At 66.0% G+C, this 17,415-nt stretch carries 17 protein-coding genes and 1 pseudogene; 10 read left to right on the top strand and 8 right to left on the bottom strand.

Annotated features, from left to right (window positions below):
• The 4 genes from A9J21_RS25545 to pruA all read right to left on the bottom strand — a co-directional run.
• Nucleotides 1-249: ATP-binding cassette domain-containing protein (locus A9J21_RS25545; protein ID WP_156546169.1), on the bottom strand; the 249-nt coding region annotated here is incomplete at its 3' end.
• A gap of 1 nt (nt 250) precedes the next feature.
• A complete protein-coding gene (locus tag A9J21_RS25540) occupies nt 251-1,021 on the bottom strand; it encodes an ABC transporter ATP-binding protein (protein WP_066740576.1) in 771 nt (256 codons plus the stop codon).
• Between the two features lie 169 nt (nt 1,022-1,190).
• The gene (locus A9J21_RS25535) at nt 1,191-2,402 is read right to left on the bottom strand and encodes an ABC transporter substrate-binding protein (protein WP_066740574.1); all 1,212 of its coding nucleotides are present in this window, start codon (nt 2,400-2,402) and stop codon (nt 1,191-1,193) included.
• 46 nt (nt 2,403-2,448) lie between these two features.
• Nucleotides 2,449-4,074 (bottom strand): L-glutamate gamma-semialdehyde dehydrogenase, encoded by a 1,626-nt coding sequence (gene pruA / locus A9J21_RS25530; RefSeq protein ID WP_066740573.1) that lies wholly within the window; start codon nt 4,072-4,074, stop codon nt 2,449-2,451.
• 117 nt (nt 4,075-4,191) lie between these two features.
• Here pruA and A9J21_RS25525 point away from each other — a divergent pair, with 117 nt between their 5' ends.
• Nucleotides 4,192-4,863: a GntR family transcriptional regulator gene (locus A9J21_RS25525; protein WP_066740572.1), complete on the top strand. Its 672-nt coding sequence runs from the start codon at nt 4,192-4,194 to the stop codon at nt 4,861-4,863.
• An 87-nt stretch (nt 4,864-4,950) separates the two neighbouring features.
• On the opposite strand, the gene A9J21_RS25520 is transcribed toward A9J21_RS25525, so the two are convergent.
• Nucleotides 4,951-5,553: a helix-turn-helix domain-containing protein gene (locus A9J21_RS25520; protein ID WP_066740580.1), complete on the bottom strand. Its 603-nt coding sequence runs from the start codon at nt 5,551-5,553 to the stop codon at nt 4,951-4,953.
• 98 nt (nt 5,554-5,651) lie between these two features.
• Between A9J21_RS25520 and kbl the strand changes: the two genes are divergently transcribed.
• From kbl to msuE, 9 genes are all read left to right on the top strand, one after another.
• Complete coding sequence (kbl, locus tag A9J21_RS25515; protein WP_066740570.1) at nt 5,652-6,854, top strand: glycine C-acetyltransferase; 1,203 nt, start codon at nt 5,652-5,654, stop codon at nt 6,852-6,854.
• Nucleotides 6,851-7,828 (top strand): NAD-dependent epimerase/dehydratase family protein, encoded by a 978-nt coding sequence (locus A9J21_RS25510; protein WP_066740568.1) that lies wholly within the window; start codon nt 6,851-6,853, stop codon nt 7,826-7,828. The genes kbl and A9J21_RS25510 overlap by 4 nt, the downstream gene beginning before the upstream one ends.
• A gap of 125 nt (nt 7,829-7,953) precedes the next feature.
• Entirely contained in the window at nt 7,954-8,418 is a 465-nt protein-coding gene (locus A9J21_RS25505; protein WP_066740567.1) for a MarR family winged helix-turn-helix transcriptional regulator, read from the top strand.
• A 5-nt stretch (nt 8,419-8,423) separates the two neighbouring features.
• The gene (locus A9J21_RS25500) at nt 8,424-10,400 is read left to right on the top strand and encodes an FUSC family protein (protein ID WP_066740565.1); all 1,977 of its coding nucleotides are present in this window, start codon (nt 8,424-8,426) and stop codon (nt 10,398-10,400) included.
• Entirely contained in the window at nt 10,400-10,609 is a 210-nt protein-coding gene (locus A9J21_RS25495; RefSeq protein ID WP_066740578.1) for a DUF1656 domain-containing protein, read from the top strand. The genes A9J21_RS25500 and A9J21_RS25495 overlap by 1 nt, the downstream gene beginning before the upstream one ends.
• Nucleotides 10,606-11,580 carry an HlyD family secretion protein gene (locus tag A9J21_RS25490; RefSeq protein WP_197497567.1) on the top strand — a complete coding sequence of 325 codons (975 nt, stop codon included), beginning with the start codon at nt 10,606-10,608 and terminating at the stop codon, nt 11,578-11,580. The genes A9J21_RS25495 and A9J21_RS25490 overlap by 4 nt, the downstream gene beginning before the upstream one ends.
• The gene (locus A9J21_RS25485) at nt 11,577-13,070 is read left to right on the top strand and encodes an efflux transporter outer membrane subunit (protein WP_066740561.1); all 1,494 of its coding nucleotides are present in this window, start codon (nt 11,577-11,579) and stop codon (nt 13,068-13,070) included. The genes A9J21_RS25490 and A9J21_RS25485 overlap by 4 nt, the downstream gene beginning before the upstream one ends.
• A gap of 122 nt (nt 13,071-13,192) precedes the next feature.
• Nucleotides 13,193-13,951, top strand: coding sequence for a MetQ/NlpA family ABC transporter substrate-binding protein (locus tag A9J21_RS25480; protein WP_231907040.1), 759 nt, complete (start codon nt 13,193-13,195; stop codon nt 13,949-13,951).
• A 168-nt stretch (nt 13,952-14,119) separates the two neighbouring features.
• Nucleotides 14,120-14,683 (top strand): FMN reductase, encoded by a 564-nt coding sequence (gene msuE / locus A9J21_RS25475; RefSeq protein WP_066740557.1) that lies wholly within the window; start codon nt 14,120-14,122, stop codon nt 14,681-14,683.
• Between the two features lie 12 nt (nt 14,684-14,695).
• On the opposite strand, the gene A9J21_RS25470 is transcribed toward msuE, so the two are convergent.
• The 3 genes and pseudogenes from A9J21_RS25470 to A9J21_RS25460 all read right to left on the bottom strand — a co-directional run.
• Nucleotides 14,696-16,177, bottom strand: a complete 1,482-nt coding sequence (locus tag A9J21_RS25470; protein ID WP_066740555.1) for an amidase — start codon at nt 16,175-16,177, stop codon at nt 14,696-14,698.
• Nucleotides 16,178-16,317: 140 nt separating this feature from the next.
• Complete coding sequence (fghA, locus tag A9J21_RS25465) at nt 16,318-17,166, bottom strand: S-formylglutathione hydrolase (protein ID WP_066740553.1); 849 nt, start codon at nt 17,164-17,166, stop codon at nt 16,318-16,320.
• An 11-nt stretch (nt 17,167-17,177) separates the two neighbouring features.
• Nucleotides 17,178-17,415, bottom strand: a pseudogene (locus A9J21_RS25460) (S-(hydroxymethyl)glutathione dehydrogenase); the annotation flags it as partial.

The following is a 17,415-nucleotide window of genomic DNA, read 5'->3' as shown; positions in this document are numbered from 1 at the left end:
CGCAATCTTGTGCGTGGGCAGGCCGATGGTCTCGTTGCCGTTGATCTTGATCGATCCCTTGCGCGCGCCGGTCAGGCCCATGATCGCGCGCATGGTGGTGGTGCGGCCCGCGCCATTGCGGCCCAGCAGCGTGACCACCTCGCCACGGTTCACGGTCAGGTCCACGCCGTGCAGGATGTGCGATTCGCCGTACCAGGCATGCAGGTCCTTGATTTCCAGCGCGGGGACGTTGGATGCGTTCGTGCTCATCTCAGTGGGCCCCTTGCAGTTCGGCGTCGGCGGTGCCCATGTAGGCTTCCATCACGCGTGGGTCCTTCGACACCTCGGCGTACGGGCCTTCGGCCAGGATGGCGCCGCGCTGCAGCACCGTGATCTTGTCGGCGATCGACGACACCACGTTCATGTTGTGCTCGACCATCAGGATGGTGCGGCCGGCAGAGACCTTCTTGATCAGCTGCGTCACGCGGTCCACGTCCTCGTGGCCCATGCCCTGCGTGGGTTCGTCCAGCAGCATCAGCTCGGGCTCCATCGCCAGCGTGGTGGCGATCTCCAGCGCGCGCTTGCGGCCATACGGCAGGTTGACGGTGGTGGTCTCGGCAAACTCGGTCAGGCCCACCTCGTCCAGCAGCGCCATGGCGCGTGCGTCGAGCACGTCGAGCGACCGCTCGCTGCGCCAGAACTGGAACGCTGTGCCCAGCTGGCGCTGCAGGCCGATGCGCACGTTCTCGCGCACGCTCAGGTGCGGGAACACGGCGGAAATCTGGAACGACCGGATCACGCCGCGCCGCGCAATCTGTGCGGGCTTCTCGCGCGTGATGTCGATGCCGTTGAAAAGGATGGTGCCCGTGGTGGGCTCCAGGAATTTGGTGAGCAGGTTGAAGCAGGTGGTCTTGCCCGCGCCGTTCGGTCCGATCAAGGCATGGATCGAGCCGCGACGCACCTGCAGGTCCACACCGCTGACCGCCGTAAAACCCTTGAAGGACTTGGTCAGGTTGCGGACTTCCAGTACGTTGGTAGTCATTCGTTCAGGAGATAGGGACGTGGGTCTTCTCCCCTCTCCCGCGAGCGGGAGAGGGGTGGGGGAGAGGACGGGCTTCTCAAGGTGCGCAAGCGGATACTTGCGCTGCCGCGTCCGGTCCCCCCAGCCCCTTTCCCGCCGTGCGGGAGAGGGGAGGAAAAAAACCGTGGGCTTACTTCTTGACCAGCGGGCAGCGCGATTGCGACAGCGGCTGGAAGGCTTCCTCGGCCGGCACGGTGGCCACGAGCTTCAGGTAGTCCCACGGCGACCTGGAGTCGGCGGGCTTCTTCACTTCCATCAGGTACATGTCGTGCATCATCCGGCCGTCGGCGCGGATGTAGCCGTTCTTGGCAAAGGCGTCATTGATCTTCGCCTTCTTCAGCGCGGCCATCACGGTGTCCGAATCGTCGCTGCCGGTGGCCTGCACGGCCTTCAGGTACTGCAGCACGGCCGAGTAGGTGCCGGCGTGGACCATGTTCGGCATGCGCTTCATGCGCGCGAAGAAGCGGCTGCCAAACTCGCGCGTCTGCGGGTTCAGGTCCCAGTACCAGGCGTCGGTCATCTTCATGCCCTGCGTCAGCTTCAGCCCCAGGCTGTGCACGTCGCTGATCGTCATCAGCAGGCCCACCAGCGTCTGGTTCTTGGGCAGGCCGAAGTCGTTGGCCGCCTTGATCGCGTTGATGGTGTCGCCACCGCCGTTTGCCAGCGCCACGACCTGTGCCTTGGACGACTGCGCCTGCAGCACGAACGACGAGAAGTCCGACGCGTTCAGCGGGTGCTTGACCTGTCCCACCACGCTGCCGCCCGACGCCTTCACCACGTCGGCCGTGGCCGTTTCCAGCGACGCGCCGAACGCGTAGTCGGCGGTCAGGAAGTACCAGCTCTTCAGGCCCTGCCTGACCATGGCCTTGCCGGCCACGTTGGCCAGTGCGTAGGTGTCGTACACGTAATGCACGATGTACGGCGAGCATTCCTCGTTGGTGTGGCGCAGGTTGGCACCGCCGGTGATCAGCGAGATGCGCTTCTTTTCCGAGGCGATGCGCGATACGGCCAGGGCGACCGACGAGTTGGGCAGATCGACGATGGCGTCCACGCCGTCACGGTCGATCCACTCCCGCGCGCGGGCGCTGCCGATGTCGGCCTTGTTCTGGTGGTCGGCAGTGACCAGTTCGATCTTCTTGCCGGGCAGGCCGTTGCCAAAGTCCTCGATCGCCATCTTGGCCGCTTCGACGGAACCCTTGCCGGCGTAGTCCAGGTAGACGCCGGACAGGTCGGTCATCACGCCGATCTTGACGACATCGCCCGAAATGGCCGCGCTGGCGGCGCCGGCAAGGACGGACAGGCTGCACGCCAGGGCGGCGGACAACAGGGTGGCTCGCTTCATCTTCTTATCTCCGTGGTGGTGTGGCTTGAAAGCGTTGCGGGGCGGGTCAGGCCGCCATGTGCGGGTAGCGGTAGTCGGCCGGCGGCACGAACGTCTCCTTGACCGTGCGCGGCGACACCCAGCGCAGCAGGTTCAGTGGCGAGCCGGCCTTGTCGTTGGTGCCGCTGCGGCGTGCGCCGCCAAACGGCTGCTGGCCCACCACGGCCCCGGTGGGCTTGTCGTTGATATAGAAATTGCCGGCGGCGAAGCGCAGCGCATCGGACGCCTGCGCGACGGCAGCGCGGTCGTTGGCGAAAATCGCACCAGTCAGGGCATACGGGCTGGTGCCGTCCACCAGCGCCAGCACTTCGGGCCACTGCTTGTCGGCGTACACATAGACGCTCAGCACCGGGCCGAACAGTTCGGTTTCCATCAGCGTGTGGCGCGGATCGTCGACTTCGAGCACGGTCGGGTCGATGAAGAAGCCCACGCTGTCGTCGGCCTTGCCGCCGGTCACGACCTTGACGCCGCTGTCGCCCGCCGCGCGTTGCAGGTGGCCGGCGATGCGGTCGAAGGCGCGACGGTCGATCACGGCGCCCATGAAGTTGGTGAAGTCGGTCACATCGCCCATGCGGATCGTCTCGACCAGTGCCACCAGGCGCTCGCGCACCTTCGGCCACAACGAAGCGGGGATGTACGCACGCGATGCCGCGCTGCACTTCTGGCCCTGGTATTCAAAGGCCCCGCGCAGCAGCGCCACGGCCAGCGTTTCCACGTCGGCGGACGGGTGCGCCAGCACAAAGTCCTTGCCGCCGGTTTCGCCCACCAGGCGCGGATAGCCGCGGTAGCGCGACACATTGCGTCCGACTTCGCCCCACAGCGTGTCGAACACGGCAGTCGATCCCGTGAAGTGGATGCCGGCCAGTTCCGGCCGCGCCAGCACGGCGTTGCTGACCGCCACCGGGTCGCCCGGCACGAAGTTGATGACGCCCTTGGGCAGGCCCGCGGCCTCCAGCAGTTCCATGAACAGGTAGTTCGACAGCGACGCCGTGGCGGCCGGCTTCCACAGCACGGTGTTGCCCATCAGCGCCGGGGCGATGGCCAGGTTGCCGCCGATGGCCGTGAAGTTGAACGGCGTCACGGCGTAGACGAAGCCTTCCAGCGGGCGATATTCCAGGTGGTTGCGCAGGCCTGGCGACGAGATTGGCTGGCCAGCCGCCAGTTCGTGGGCGAACTGCACGTTGAAACGCAGGAAGTCGATCAGCTCGCAGGCCGAGTCGATTTCTGCCTGGTAGGCGGTCTTGCCCTGGCCGAGCATGGTCGCGGCGTTCAGGCGGGCGCGCCACGGGCCGGCCAGCAGGTCTGCGGCCTTGAGGAAAACGGCCGAGCGATCGGCCAGCGTGGCCCGGCTCCAGTCGCGCTGCGCCGAGACTGCGGCGCCGATGGCCGCGTCGATGGTGGCCTGGTCGGCATTGTGGATACGGCCCAGGCGCTGCGCGTGGGCATGCGGGGCGCACACGTCGGTGGTGTTGCCGCTGGCAATGCGCTCGCCGCCCACGACGGCGGGAATTTCCTGGACGCGTGCCTGCTGCACGCCCAGTTCGGCGATCAGGGCCTGGCGTTCGGCGCTGCCCGGCGCATACGACAGAACGGTTTCATTGATGGCTTTTGGATATAGATTGTTTGCAGACATATACGACTGTTAGTCTATTGGATACGTGTGTTAGAAATTGGATCCAATATAGCAGCGCAAATATTCAGGCACAATAGGGACCTCACTCGAATCGCACACCGATCTCCAGCACCTCCCATGTCCACGCAAACGGGCCGCGCAAGCGCCCCTACCAAGGGTTTACCCCAGATCATTCGCGACCAGCTTCGCTACGACATTCTCAAAGGCACGCTGCCGGCGGGCGCCCAGTTGCGCCAGGACGCACTGGCCGAGCGCTTCAACGCGAGCCGGATTCCGGTGCGCGAGGCGCTGCGCCAGCTTGAAACGGAAGGGTTGGTGACCTACCAGCGCAACCGTGGCGCGGTGGTGTCCGGCATGGACGTGACGCAGATCTGCGAGCTGCTCGATATCCGCGTGGCGCTGGAATGCCATGCGGCGCGGCTGGGCGTGCCAAACATGGTTCAGCAGGACTTCCAGCAGATGCAGGAAATCCTGGATGCGTACTCGCAATCTGAATCGCTGGTGGAGTGGGCCGAATACAACAGGCGCTTTCACCTGGCGCTGTGCGCGCCGGCCAACAACCGCAAGCTGCGGCGGCTGATCGAGGAGTTCTGCCTCAATACGGATCGCTACACGCACGAGCAGATGTCGCTGGCCACCGGCAAGGAAGGGCCGCAGACCGACCACTACCGCATCCTGGAAGCGTGCAAGGCACGCGATGCGGAAGAAGTGGCGAAATTGCTGGAGGAGCACATCCTCGAGACCAAGCGCAACCTGCTGGCCAGCGAGCGGATGAAGGAAGAGGATTGAGGGAGTGGGGCGGGTGGACGAGTCGAGGCCGGCGGGCGAGGCCGGGCGGCCTCGATGCCCCCGGCTATCCCCCCAAACCTTTTCGCCTTAGCCCGGATGCACGACGACCAGCAGCGCCGTCGCGACACTTTTGCCCGGATTGGCAATCGCATGGGTCACGTCCGCGCCATAGCGGGCGGTTTCGCCATGCTTGAGTTTCTTTTCATCCCCGGCTGACCGCACGGTCATCGATCCGCCCAGCACCGACAAGTGCTCTTGCGTGCCCGCCTCGTGCGGCTCCGACGCCAGCACGCCCCCGGGCTGGATCGTCAGTTCATACCATTCAAAGCGCCCCGCCAGGTCGATCGGCCCCAGGATGCGCAGTTCGCAGCGCCCGTCCGGGCTCTTCAGCGCCGGTACCGCATGCGCCTGCACCACCATCACGGCCGGTGCCGGGGCGGATGCCGACCCCTGGGCCAGAAAGTCCGTCAGGCTCACCCCGAGCGCGTTTGCCAGCCGCCAAAGTACCGCCACGGTGGGATTGGCGAGGTTCCGTTCGATCTGCGACAGCATAGACTTGGAGACACCGGCGCGGCGCGACAGGTCGTCCAGCGACAACTGCTGGCTTTGTCGCAGCGCCTGCAGGGCGCTGCCTACCGCCGGCGGGCCGTCGACGGCTGCGGGCGGTTTGGCGGGTGAGGGTTGCGTCATCGACATTCGTTCGTTATAGTGCACGACACGTTCGTTATACAGAACACGTTCGATTTATCGATCGAACGATCCGAGACACTACCACCGGGAGTCTGGCCATGTCGAGTGCCGAGGCTTTTTATGCATCGATCCGCGCCGAAGTCGATGCCATCCGCGAAGCGGGGCTGTACAAGCGCGAGCGCATCATCGCCACGCCGCAGGGCGCCACCATCCGCACCGCGGACGGCCGCGAGGTCATCAACCTGTGCGCCAACAACTATCTTGGCCTGTCGTCGCACCCCAGGGTGATGGACGCCGCCCATGAAGCGCTGCGCACGCATGGCTACGGCCTGTCGTCGGTGCGCTTCATCTGCGGCACGCAGGACCTGCACAAGGAACTGGAAGGCCGGCTGGCCCGCTTCCTGGGCACCGAAGACACCATCCTCTATGGCTCGGCCTTCGACGCCAATGGCGGCCTGTTCGAAACGCTGCTGGGGCCCGAAGACGCCGTGATCAGCGACGAACTGAACCATGCGTCGATCATTGACGGCATCCGCCTGTCGAAGGCACGCCGCTATCGCTACAGGCACAACGACCTCGACGACCTGCGTGCGCAGTTGAAGCAGGCCGACGCCGAGGGCGCCCGCTTCAAGCTGGTGTTCAGCGATGGCGTGTTTTCGATGGATGGCACGGTGGCGCGCCTGGACGAGATGCGCAAGATCTGCGACGAGCACGGGGCACTGCTGGGCATCGACGAATGCCATGCCACAGGCTTCATGGGCCAGCGCGGCCGCGGCACGCATGAGGCGCGCGGCGTGTTCGGCAAGATCGACATCATCACCGGCACGCTGGGCAAGGCGCTGGGCGGAGCATCGGGCGGGTTTACTTCCGGCCGCAAGGAGGTGATCGAGCTGCTGCGCCAGCGGTCGCGGCCTTACCTGTTCTCGAATACGGTGGCGCCAGCCATCGTGGGCGGCAGCATCGCGGTGCTGGATCTTCTGGAAGGCAGCACGGAACTGCGCGACAGGCTGGAGCAGAACACGAGGTTCTTCCGCGACGGCATCGTGAAGCTGGGCTACGACATCAAGCCCGGCGACCATCCGATCGTGCCAATCATGGTGTACGACGCCGAGCGCGCCCAGAAGCTGGCCGACCGGCTGCTGGAACTGGGCGTCTACGTGGTGGGCTTCTTCTATCCCGTGGTGCCGAAGGGCCAGGCGCGCATCCGCGTGCAGATGAGCGCGATCCACGATGAAAGCACGTTGCGTACCGCACTGGACGCGTTTGCCCAGGCCGGGCGCGAGCTGGAACTGATTCCATGACTGACGCGGCAAACAATGCGGTGCCAAAGATCCTGATCATCGGCGCCAACGGGCAACTGGGGTCGGAGCTGGCATTGGCGCTGGCCGAGCGCTTCGGCCGCGAGCAGGTCGTGACATCGGACGTGGTGCCGACCGGGCGCCATGTGCACATCGCGCACGAGATGCTCAATGTCACCGACCGGGGCGAACTGACCACGGTGATCGAGCGGCATGGCATCACGCAGATCTACCTGCTGGCGGCGGCGTTGTCCGCCACCGGCGAGAAGGCGCCGCAATGGGCGTGGAACCTGAACATGACCGGGCTGCTGAACGTGCTGGAGGCAGCGCGCCATCACGGCATCCAGCGCGTGTTCTGGCCCAGTTCGATTGCCGCGTTCGGCCCGACCACGCCGCGCGTGGATACCCCGCAAAAGACCGTGATGGAGCCCACCACGGTCTACGGCATCTCCAAGCAGGCCGGCGAAGGGTGGTGCCGCTGGTATTTCGAGAACCATGGCGTGGACGTGCGCAGCGTGCGCTATCCGGGGCTGATCTCGCACAAGACGCCGCCGGGCGGCGGTACCACGGACTACGCGGTCGACATTTTTCATTACGCGGTGCGTGGCGAGCCCTATACGTGCTTTTTGCATGCCGACGAGCGCCTGCCGATGATGTATATGCCCGACGCCATTCGCGCCACGCTGGAACTGATGGAAGCCCCGCGCGATGCGGTGCGCGAGCGTGGCAGCTACAACCTGGCCGGCATGAGCTTCACGCCGGCCGAGATTGCCGATGCCATTCGCAAGCGCGAGCCGGGCTTCGAAATCCGCTACGAGGCCGACTACCGGCAGGCCATTGCGCAGGGCTGGCCCGATTCGATCGATGACAGCGCCGCGTGCCAGGACTGGGGCTGGCAGCCGCGGTACGGGCTGCAGGAGATGGTGGACGACATGCTGGAAAACCTGCGCACCACCGCGCCGCTCGTTGTGACGTAAGGTCCATCTCGAAACCCTGCGCAAGGGATTTCGGCGTCCAGATCATAAGTGCCGAATATAAGACGTGAACTAATTCGCAAAGAAATCATTTGCATCCTAATTAATTCACGTCTATCATTCGGCCCATGCCACAGATCGACGCCCTCCGATTCGCCTTCACCGGCCAGCTGATGCTGTCCGGTCGACAATGGCGACAGATCAGCCAGGCCGCTGTCACCGCCCACGGCATTTCCGCCGCGGCCGCCGCGCCTTTGCTGTTTATCCGTCGCCTTGGCGGCGGTGTACGCCAGGTCACGCTGGCCGACTATGTGGGAGTGGAAGGCGCCACCCTGGTGCGGCTGGTGGATCAGCTTTGCGCGGCCGACCTGGTGCGCCGCGAGGTGGACCCGAGCGACCGGCGCGCCAACGTGCTGTCGCTGACCGAGACCGGCGAACGCATGGCCGAGCGTATCGAGGTGGAACTCAAGCAGTTGCGTGCCGAGGTGTTCGCGGATATCAGCGAAGCCGACATGGCTGCCTCGCTGCGGGTGCTCGACGCGCTGTCGCGCGCCGCGGCGGCCGCTTCGGCATCGGGCAAGCAGGAGTCCTGAGCGCCATGATGAGTTGGCCGTCCGCCAGGGACTGGGTGTTTTCCTTCAAGGCCTTCATCGCCGCGATGCTGGCGCTCTACATAGCGATGTACCTGGGGCTGCCCCGTCCGTATTGGGCGATGGGCTCCGTCTATATCGTGGCGCACCCGCTCACGGGTGCCACGCGTTCGAAGGCCCTGTATCGCGTGCTGGGCACGCTGCTCGGTGCCGCTGCCGGCATCGCCATGGTGCCGCCGCTCGTGAATTCGCCGCCGCTGCTGATGGGCGCGGTCGCCATCTGGGTGGCCTGCCTGCTCTACGTGGCGCTGATGCACCGCACGCCGCGCAGCTATGTGTTCATGCTGGCCGCCTACACGCTGCCGCTGGTGGCGCTGCCGTCGGTCGACAACCCGGTTGGCATCTTCGATCTTGCGGTGGCCCGTTCCGAGGAAATCTGCCTGGGCATCCTGTGCGCGGCCGTGGTCGGCGCGGTCATCATGCCGGCCAGTGTGGCGAACGTGCTGCGCGACAAGTCGCGCCAGTGGATGGCCGACGCGACGCTGTGGGCTTCGGACATGCTGTCGCCGGCGCCTGGCGCGTCGGTGTCGCGCCACCACAGCCGCCACCGTCTGGCAGCCGATATCCTGGCGCTGGACCAACTGATCAGCCAACTGAGCTACGACGCCGAAAGCACTGCCCGGGTGCGTGCCGCACGCGAACTGCGCGGGCGCATGACCATGCTGCTGCCGGTGATGGCATCGTTCGCGACCATCGTCGAATCGCTGCAGGCTGCGGGTGGCTTGCCCGCTCCGCTGGCGGCGCAGATGCAGGCGGTCAAGGCCTGGATCCAGGGCGGCGCTGCCGCCGATGCGCGGCCCGAGCTGACTGCCACGCCGCTGCAGGACGGCTGGGATGCCGCGCTGGTCACGGCGGCGGAAGACCGGCTCCAGCAGATGCTGGCGCTCTGGCATGACTGCGTGACGCTGTGCCGCCGCCTGGGCGAAAAGCATATCGAAGGCCAGTGGGTGCCCGAATTCCTGCGCTGGGAAGTGGGCCGTGCGCGCCACTACGATCACGGCATGCTGCTGTTCTCGGTAGTGACCGTCGCCATGGCGATCTACGCGATGGGCATGGTGTGGATCCACACCGGCTGGGCCGACGGGGCCGGCGCGGTGGCGCTGGGCGCGATTTCCTGCTGTTTCTTTGCCGCGCTGGACGAACCGGCGCCGATGATCCGTTCGTTCTTCAACTGGAACGTGGTCTGCCTGCTGATTTCGCTGGTGATGCTGTTTGCAGTGCTGCCCGTCGCGCATGACTTCGAAATGCTGGTGCTGATGTTCGCCGTGCCGTACCTGATCATCGGCCTGCTGGTGGCCCAGCCGCGCCTGGCGATGATCGGCATGCCTCTGGCAGTGGTCACGGCCAACGACATCGGTATCCAGGGCGCGTACAGCGCCAACTTCCAGTCGTTCTTCAACAGCAATGTGGCCGGCATCGCGGGCATCGCATTCGCGCTGGTGTGGACGCTGGTGGTGCGGCCGTTCGGCACGCGGGCCGCCACGCGCCGGCTGGTGCGGGCCGGATGGAGCGATATCGCCGACAACGCGCTGGGCAAGCACCCCGATTCGCATACCGTGCTGCGTGCCCGCATGCTCGACCGCCTGGCGCAACTGGTGCCGCGGCTGGCCGCCAGCGACAGCGAGGTCTCGACCGATGGCTTCAGCGAGGTGCGCGTGGAACTGACCGCGCTGGCCCTGCAACGAGAGATGGCCGAAATGCCGGCCGACGAACAACATGCCGTGCGCCGTGTGCTGCGCAGCATTTCCACCTACTTCAAGTCGCGCCTGGACGGCTCGGCCGATGCGCCGCCCGCCGCGCTGCGCACACGCCTGGCAAACGCACAGGAAAAGGTGCGCTCGCGCGTGGCGCTGGCCGCGCTGGTCGACATGCAGGTGGCCCTGTTTCCGCCGGCGCTGCCGGCACCCGTTTCCGGAAAAGCATGATGCCCGGTGAAATCAGTATCTATGGCGTGTTCATCCCCAGCCTGCTGGTGTGGATGCTCGCGGCCTTTCTTATCACGAGTGCCGCACGCGCTGTGTTGTCGCGGGTAGGCTTCTACCGGCTCGTGTGGCACCGATCCCTCTTCAATCTGGCGCTGTACGCGATCATCCTCGGTGGGGTGGTTGCCATGGTGCCGTGGCTGCAATCATGAAACTCAGACTCTCTTCGCTCGGGCCGGTCGTGTTGACGCTGGCCGTCACCGCCGTTGGCGCGGTCGTTGTCAAACACCTGTGGGACTACTACACGGTGGCCCCGTGGACCCGCGACGGGCACATCCGTGCCGACGTGGTGCAGGTGGCGCCTGATGTTTCTGGGCTGGTCACGCGCATCGCCGTGAAGGACAACCAGCACGTGAAGGCCGGCGACGTCCTGTTCGAGATCGACCACGAGCGCTATGCGCTGGCGCTGCGCCAGGCCGAAGCCACCGCCGCGGCGGTGCGTGCCAACCTGGGCCAGGCACGTCGCGAGGCATCGCGCAGCCAGAAGCTGTCCGATGTGGTGTCGAAGGAAATCATTGAGGAAGGCCTGTCCAAGGTACAGCAGGGCGAAGCCCAGCTGGCCCAGGCCGACGCGGCCATCGGCGTGGCGAAGCTGAACCTGGAACGCACCAGGGTGCTGAGCCCGGTGGAAGGCTACGTCAACGACCGCCTGCCGCGCCTGGGCGACTACGTGGTGACCGGCAAGCCGGTGCTGTCGATGGTGGACTCGAACTCGTTCCACGTGGAAGGGTATTTCGAGGAAACCAAGCTGCAGGGCATCCACATCGGCAGCACGGTCGATATCCGCATCATGGGCGAGAAGCGCGTGCTGCAGGGCCATGTGCAGAGTATCGCGGCCGGTATCGAGGACCGCGACCGCACCAATGGCTCGAACCTGCTGCCGAACGTGAACCCGACGTTCAACTGGGTGCGCCTGGCCCAGCGCGTGCCGGTGCGTATCCAGTTCGACCAGATGCCCGAGGACGTGCGCCTGGTGGCTGGCCGTACCGCCACGGTGTCCGTGAAGGCGGATGGACAGACGAATGACAAGCCTGCCACGCCGGCGGCGGCTGACAAGAGTGCCTCGCATGACAAGGTCGCGCTGGCCGGCAAGGGTGCGTCCACAACCGGAGTGCTGCAGTGAAACGCTTTGCCCGTGCCACGCTGGCGGCGATGTTGCCGCTGGCGCTGGCCGCCTGCATGACCGTCGGCCCCGACCACAAGGTGCCCGACGACGCGGCCGTGAAGTCTTCGGCGGCCAATGGCCCGTTCGCTCATGGCGACAGCGATGCCGTGTCCATCGCCGATGTGCCGAACGACTGGTGGCGCCTGTATGACGATCCGCATATCGACGACCTCGTGCAGCAGGCGCTGGTTGCCAATACCGATCTGCGCGTGGCGGCGGCCAACCTGAAGCGGTCGATCGCGGTCTACCACGAGGTGGAAGCCGAGAACCTGCCCGAAGCAAAATTCCGCGCCAGCGCGGAACGCGGCCAGATTGCCGGCGAGCCGCTGCTGCACGAAGAAAAGATCCCTGCAATGAATTTCGGCGACATCGGGTTCCAGGTGTCGTACCTGATCGATTTCTGGGGCAAGCTCAAGCGCGCCGACGAAGCCGCGCTGGCGGCCGCCCAGGCCAGCCATGCCGCGCTGGACCAGGCCCGCGTGGGCGTGGTGGCCGAGACCGTGCGCGCCTATGTGCAGGGCTGCACGGCCACGCATGAACTGCATGTCGCCCAGCACCAGCTTGACCTGCAGGAACGCGGCGCGCAGCTGGCGCAAAAGCTGGTCGATGCCGGCCGTGGCCAGCCAACCGACGTGCTGCGTGCCCAGGCCCAGGCAGACACGCTGCGCGCCGTATTGCCGAAGTATCGTGCCGAGCAGGAAGGCGCGGCGTACCGCCTGGCCGTGATGCTGGGCAAGCCGCCCATGGCGCTGGATGTGAAGAGCGTGTCCTGCGAACACGTGCCGGCGCTGAAGCAGCCGCTGCCCGTTGGCGACGGCACGGCGCTGCTCAAGCGCCGCCCCGATGTGCGGCAGGCCGAGCGCGAACTGGCGTCGGCCACGGCCAAGATCGGCGTGGCCACGGCCGACCTGTTCCCGCAGATCCGCATTGGCGCATCGGCCGGCTTCACCGGTATCCTCGATCACCTTGGACAGGCGCCGACCGCGCACTGGGGCTGGGGTCCGGCGCTCTCGTGGACCATTCCGACCAGCGGCACCCGTGCGCGTATCCACAATACGGAGTTCGGTGCCGAGGGTGCGCTGGCGCATTTCGATGGTGTGGTGCTGAAGGCGCTGCGCGAAACGCAGACAGCGTTGTCGGCCTACACGCACGAACTGGAGCGCAACCAGTCGCTGCGCGCGGCGCGTGACAAGGCCGACGAGGCCGCGCGCCAGAATCGCCTGCTGTGGCAGGCGGGACGCTCGCCATACCTGCAGAGCCTGGATGCCGATCGCACGCTCGCCAACACCGATGCCGCGCTGGCCGCATCGGACGCGCAGGTCGCGATGGATCAGGTCAACCTGTTCCTGGCGCTCGGTGGCGGCTGGCAGAATGCGCCGGCCATCGCCAGCCATCCGGTGGGCAAGGAAGCCGGCGCAAAGGCCGGGAATCAACCGGAAGCGCATTGAGGTAAGCTTGCGCCTCGGCTGCGCCTATCCGGTGCGGCTGCTCCTCGATTCCCAGGATAACAATACCTATGAAGATGCTCTCGATCACGAAGAGCCTGGCTGCCGCTACCGTGGCACTGGGCATGGTAGCTGCCGGCAACGCGGCGGCACAGGAACAGACGGTTCGCGTGGGTACCGTCAGCGGCCCGGATTCCGAAGTCTGGCAGGTGGTGCAGAAAGTGGCGAAGAAGAACGGCCTGAACGTGAAGGTCGTGGAATTCAACGACTACGTGCAGCCGAATGCCGCGCTCGACGCTGGCGACCTGGACGCCAACAGCTTCCAGCACCAGCCGTATCTGGACAGCCAGATCAAGCAGCGTGGCTACAAGATGGTCAGCGTGGGCTACACGTACATCTCGCCGCTGGGCATCTACTCGAAGAACCTGAAGTCGCCGAAGGACCTGCCGCAAGGCGCCAAGGTGGCCGTGCCCAACGATCCGTCGAATGAAAACCGCGCGCTGCTGCTGCTGGCCGCCCAGGGTGCGATCAAGCTGAAGCCCGGTGTGGGCACCAACGGTGTGAACGCCACGCCGCTGGACATCGCCGAGAACCCGAAGAAGCTCAAGATCGTGGAACTGGACGCCGCCCAGCTGGCCCGTGCGCTGCCTGACGTGGCCGCCGCCGTGATCAACACGAACTACGCGCTGGCCGCCCGCCTGCAGCCGACCACGAACGCCATCGCGCTGGAAGACATCCACAGCCCGTACGCGAACATCATCGTGGTCCGTACGCAGGACAAGGACAAGCCGTGGGTGAAGAAGCTGGTGGCCGCGTATCAGTCCGAAGAAGTGCGCCAGTACATGAAGACGCAGTTCAAGGGTGCGATGGTGCCGTCGTTCTAAGCCGCTTCGCACAATAGCGAGCGGGATTGCTGCGATAACCGAAACGGCAGCCCGGGGTCACGCCCGGGCTGCCGTTTTCGCATCTATGCATATTTGAATTGGTTCGTTCGCATCGCCGGACGACGGCGCTAAGGTACGGGTCAAGCCTTTTCGCCCCGGAGATAGATTGTGTCCACGCCGCTGAAAGTTGTTGCCGTCAATGGCAGCGCCCATCAACCGTCCCGCACGCTGGTACTGATCCAGGCGCTGCTGGCCGAACTGGATCAGCGGCTCGTGCTCGACACGCAGATCGTTGACCTGAGCGAGATCGCCCGGCCGCTGGGTGCGGCGCTCACGCGCCAGGAACTGCCGGCGGAGATCGAGGCGCAGGTTGCGGCCATCGAATCGGCCGATCTGGTGATTGCCGCGGCGCCCGTGTATCGCGGCTCGTTCCCTGGGCATTTCAAGCATCTGTTCGACCTGGTCGGCATGGATGCCCTGGTCGACAAGCCGGTGCTGCTGGCGGCCACCGGCGGCAGCGATCGCCACGCGCTGGTGCTGGAGCACCAGCTGCGGCCGCTGTTCAGCTTCCTGCAGGCGCTGACGCTGCCAATTGGCGTGTACGCGTCGACGGCCGATTTCGACGGCTATCAGGTGGGCAGCGGCGCGCTGGCCGATCGCATCAAGCTGGCCGCCGACCGCGCCGCACCGCTGTTCGGTGCTTCGGCGCGGCAACTGCGGCGCGTGGCCTGACGCGTTGCTCCCTTAGCCGTCGATGGCCGGCGGCAGCCGGTCGCCAACCCAGTCGCGGGCGCGCTCGTAGGCCGCTGCCAGGCGCAGCACGCTGAGGTCGTCGCGCGGACGGCCGATCAGTTGCATGCCCATCGGCAGGCCCTCCGCATTGAAACCAACCGGCACGCTGATCACGGGGCAGCCCGACAGCGTCCACGCCACCACCACCTCCATCCAGCGGTGATAGGTGTCCATCTGCCGGCCGGCGATGGACTTCGGCCAATGCTGATCGACGTCGAACGGAAACACCTGCGCGGTTGGCACGGCGATATAGTCGAACGTCTCGAACGTGCGCAGCAGCGCCTGATACCAGGCACTGCGCTGGGTGCTGGCGGCATAGAGGTCGCTGGCCCTGAGGTCGAGCGAACCCTCGATTTCCCAGATGGCCTCGGGCTTGAGCTGCGCGCGGGTGGACGGGTTGTTGTAGAGCGCCAGCCGCGCGTTGCCGGTCAGGAAATGCCGGTGCACGAGCCACGTCTGCCAGATTTTCTCGGGCGGGTAGGGCGGCTGGATCGCGTCCACCGCCACGCCAAAATCGGGGAAGAAGCGCAGGGCCTGTTCGCACAGCGACAGGATGCCATCTTCTATCGGCAGATAACCACCCCAGTCGCCCAGCCACGCCACGCGCTTGCCGGAGAGATCGGCCTCAAGCACACCTTCGACGTTCTGCGGCGTCAGCGTGGCGAGCGTCGGGTCTTGCGGCAGCGCCTGGGGGGTGCGGGCGTCGGGGCCGGACTGGGTTGCCAGCAGCAGCGTCAGGTCGGCCACGTTGCGTGCCATCGGGCCTTCGCAGCCCAGTTGCGGCAGGAACAGCTCGGGCGCCGGGCCATAGGGCACGCGTCCCGCCGATGGTCGGAAGCCGAAGACATTGCAGTACGCGGCCGGATTGCGCAGCGAGCCGCCAAAGTCGCTGCCATCGGCAACAGGCAGCATGCGCAGCGCCAGCGCCGCTGCGGCACCGCCGCTGCTGCCACCCGCTGACCGCGCGGGATCGTAAGGGTTGCGCGTGGCGCCGTAGACCGGGTTGAACGTATGCGAGCCCAGCCCGAATTCGGGTGTGTTGGTCTTGCCGATCAGGATGGCCCCGGCCTGGCGCATGCGCTCCACGATGACCGAATCGCTGGCCGGCACGTTGTCCTTGAAAATCGGCGAGCCATACGTGGTACGGATGCCGCGCGTCATCGCCAGATCCTTCGGCGCCTGCGGCATGCCGTGCATCCAGCCTTTCGACTCCCCACGCGCCAGCGCGTCGTCGGCCGCCTGCGCCTGCGCCATCAACGCGGCATCGTCCTGCTGCGCCACGATGGCGTTGCTTCCCGGATTCACGGCCGCGATATGCGCCAGATAGGCCGCCATGACTTCGCGGCTCGATACCTGCTTCGCATGAATCGCTTCGGAAAGCTGCCGGGCGGACAGCATGACGATGGGGTGGGGGCGGTAGGGGAGAGCGGACATGGATGTGCGATGCGGAGGGCGAAACGCAAATCATACGCCCGGCAATGCATGAGCAGAATGGGTCGCTTGCAACCCTTCGGCGGAAATCATCGCAAAGAAGCTGTACCGCCGTGGGTACAGCGGTACGGCGCGGGACCTCTTCAAAGCCGTTCTGCGTGATGCCGGATATGGTCGGCAATGAACGTCGAGATGAAGTAGTAGCCGTGGTCGTAGCCCGCGTGCCGGCGTAGCGTCAGCGGCTGGCCGACCCTGGCGCAGGCGGCCTCGAACGCTTCGGGCTGCAGTTGCTCGGTCAGGAATTTGTCGGCCAGGCCCTGGTCCACGAGGATGCCGGCGGGGAACGGGGCCGATGCCTGCCCGGCCATCAGCGCGCTGGCGTCGTGCTGGGCCCAGCGGGCGCGGTCCTCGCCCAGGTAGCCCGTGAACGCCTTCACGCCCCACGGACACTGCGACGGCGCGGCGATAGGCGCGAACGCCGATACCGAGCGGAAGCGCTGCGGATAGCGTTGCGCCAGCACCAGTGCGCCGTGGCCGCCCATTGAATGACCGAAGATGCCGACGCGCGAGGCATCGGCGGGCAATTCGCCGGTGACCAGGTGGAACAACTCGTCGGCCACGTAGCTTTCCATGCGCCAGTGCATGCGCCACGGCGCCTCGATGGCATCGACATAGAAACCGGCGCCGACGCCGAAGTCCCAGGCATCGGCCTCGCCCGGCACATGCGCGCCGCGCGGGCTGGTGTCCGGCGCCACCAGGATCAGGCCATGCTGCGCCGCGTATTGCTGGGCGCCGGCCTTGATCATGAAGGTTTCCTCGGTGCAGGTCAGGCCAGCAAGGTAGAACAGCGTGGGCAGCGGTTTGGCGTCAGGGGCCAGGGCCTGCCGGGGCAGGAAGACCGAGAACCGCATCGGCAGCCCGATGGCCGCCGACTGGTGCTGGTAGAAGCGCTGGACGCCGCCGTGGCAGCCGTGTTCAGACAGCAGTTCCATGTGCCGTTGCCTCAGTACAGGACCACGGAGCGGATCGACTCGCCGCGCTTCATCAGGTCGAAGCCCTCGTTGATGCGGTCGAGCGGCAGCGTGTGGGTGATCAGGTCGTCGATGTTGAGCTTGCCTTCCATGTACCAGTCGACGATCTTGGGCACGTCGGTGCGGCCGCGTGCGCCGCCGAATGCCGAACCCTTCCACTCGCGGCCCGTCACCAGTTGGAACGGCCGCGTCGAGATCTCCGCGCCGGCT

The organism is Cupriavidus sp. D384 (genome assembly GCF_001652915.1).
Lineage (GTDB): Bacteria > Pseudomonadota > Gammaproteobacteria > Burkholderiales > Burkholderiaceae > Cupriavidus.
Note: the sequence above shows the minus strand (reverse complement) of the source record. Positions and strands in the feature narration are given on the sequence as shown.

Coding starts and splice junctions, on each gene's coding strand:
- A9J21_RS25490 (WP_197497567.1), top strand. CDS start 10,606: ATGAAACTCAGACTCTCTTCGCTCGGGCCGGTCGTGTTGACGCTGGCC.
- pruA (WP_066740573.1), bottom strand. CDS start 4,074: ATGTCTGCAAACAATCTATATCCAAAAGCCATCAATGAAACCGTTCTG.
- kbl (WP_066740570.1), top strand. CDS start 5,652: ATGTCGAGTGCCGAGGCTTTTTATGCATCGATCCGCGCCGAAGTCGAT.
- A9J21_RS25500 (WP_066740565.1), top strand. CDS start 8,424: ATGATGAGTTGGCCGTCCGCCAGGGACTGGGTGTTTTCCTTCAAGGCC.
- A9J21_RS25525 (WP_066740572.1), top strand. CDS start 4,192: ATGTCCACGCAAACGGGCCGCGCAAGCGCCCCTACCAAGGGTTTACCC.
- A9J21_RS25535 (WP_066740574.1), bottom strand. CDS start 2,402: ATGAAGCGAGCCACCCTGTTGTCCGCCGCCCTGGCGTGCAGCCTGTCC.
- A9J21_RS25540 (WP_066740576.1), bottom strand. CDS start 1,021: ATGACTACCAACGTACTGGAAGTCCGCAACCTGACCAAGTCCTTCAAG.
- A9J21_RS25510 (WP_066740568.1), top strand. CDS start 6,851: ATGACTGACGCGGCAAACAATGCGGTGCCAAAGATCCTGATCATCGGC.
- A9J21_RS25520 (WP_066740580.1), bottom strand. CDS start 5,553: ATGACGCAACCCTCACCCGCCAAACCGCCCGCAGCCGTCGACGGCCCG.
- A9J21_RS25470 (WP_066740555.1), bottom strand. CDS start 16,177: ATGTCCGCTCTCCCCTACCGCCCCCACCCCATCGTCATGCTGTCCGCC.
- A9J21_RS25505 (WP_066740567.1), top strand. CDS start 7,954: ATGCCACAGATCGACGCCCTCCGATTCGCCTTCACCGGCCAGCTGATG.
- A9J21_RS25480 (WP_231907040.1), top strand. CDS start 13,193: ATGGTAGCTGCCGGCAACGCGGCGGCACAGGAACAGACGGTTCGCGTG.
- fghA (WP_066740553.1), bottom strand. CDS start 17,166: ATGGAACTGCTGTCTGAACACGGCTGCCACGGCGGCGTCCAGCGCTTC.
- A9J21_RS25495 (WP_066740578.1), top strand. CDS start 10,400: ATGCCCGGTGAAATCAGTATCTATGGCGTGTTCATCCCCAGCCTGCTG.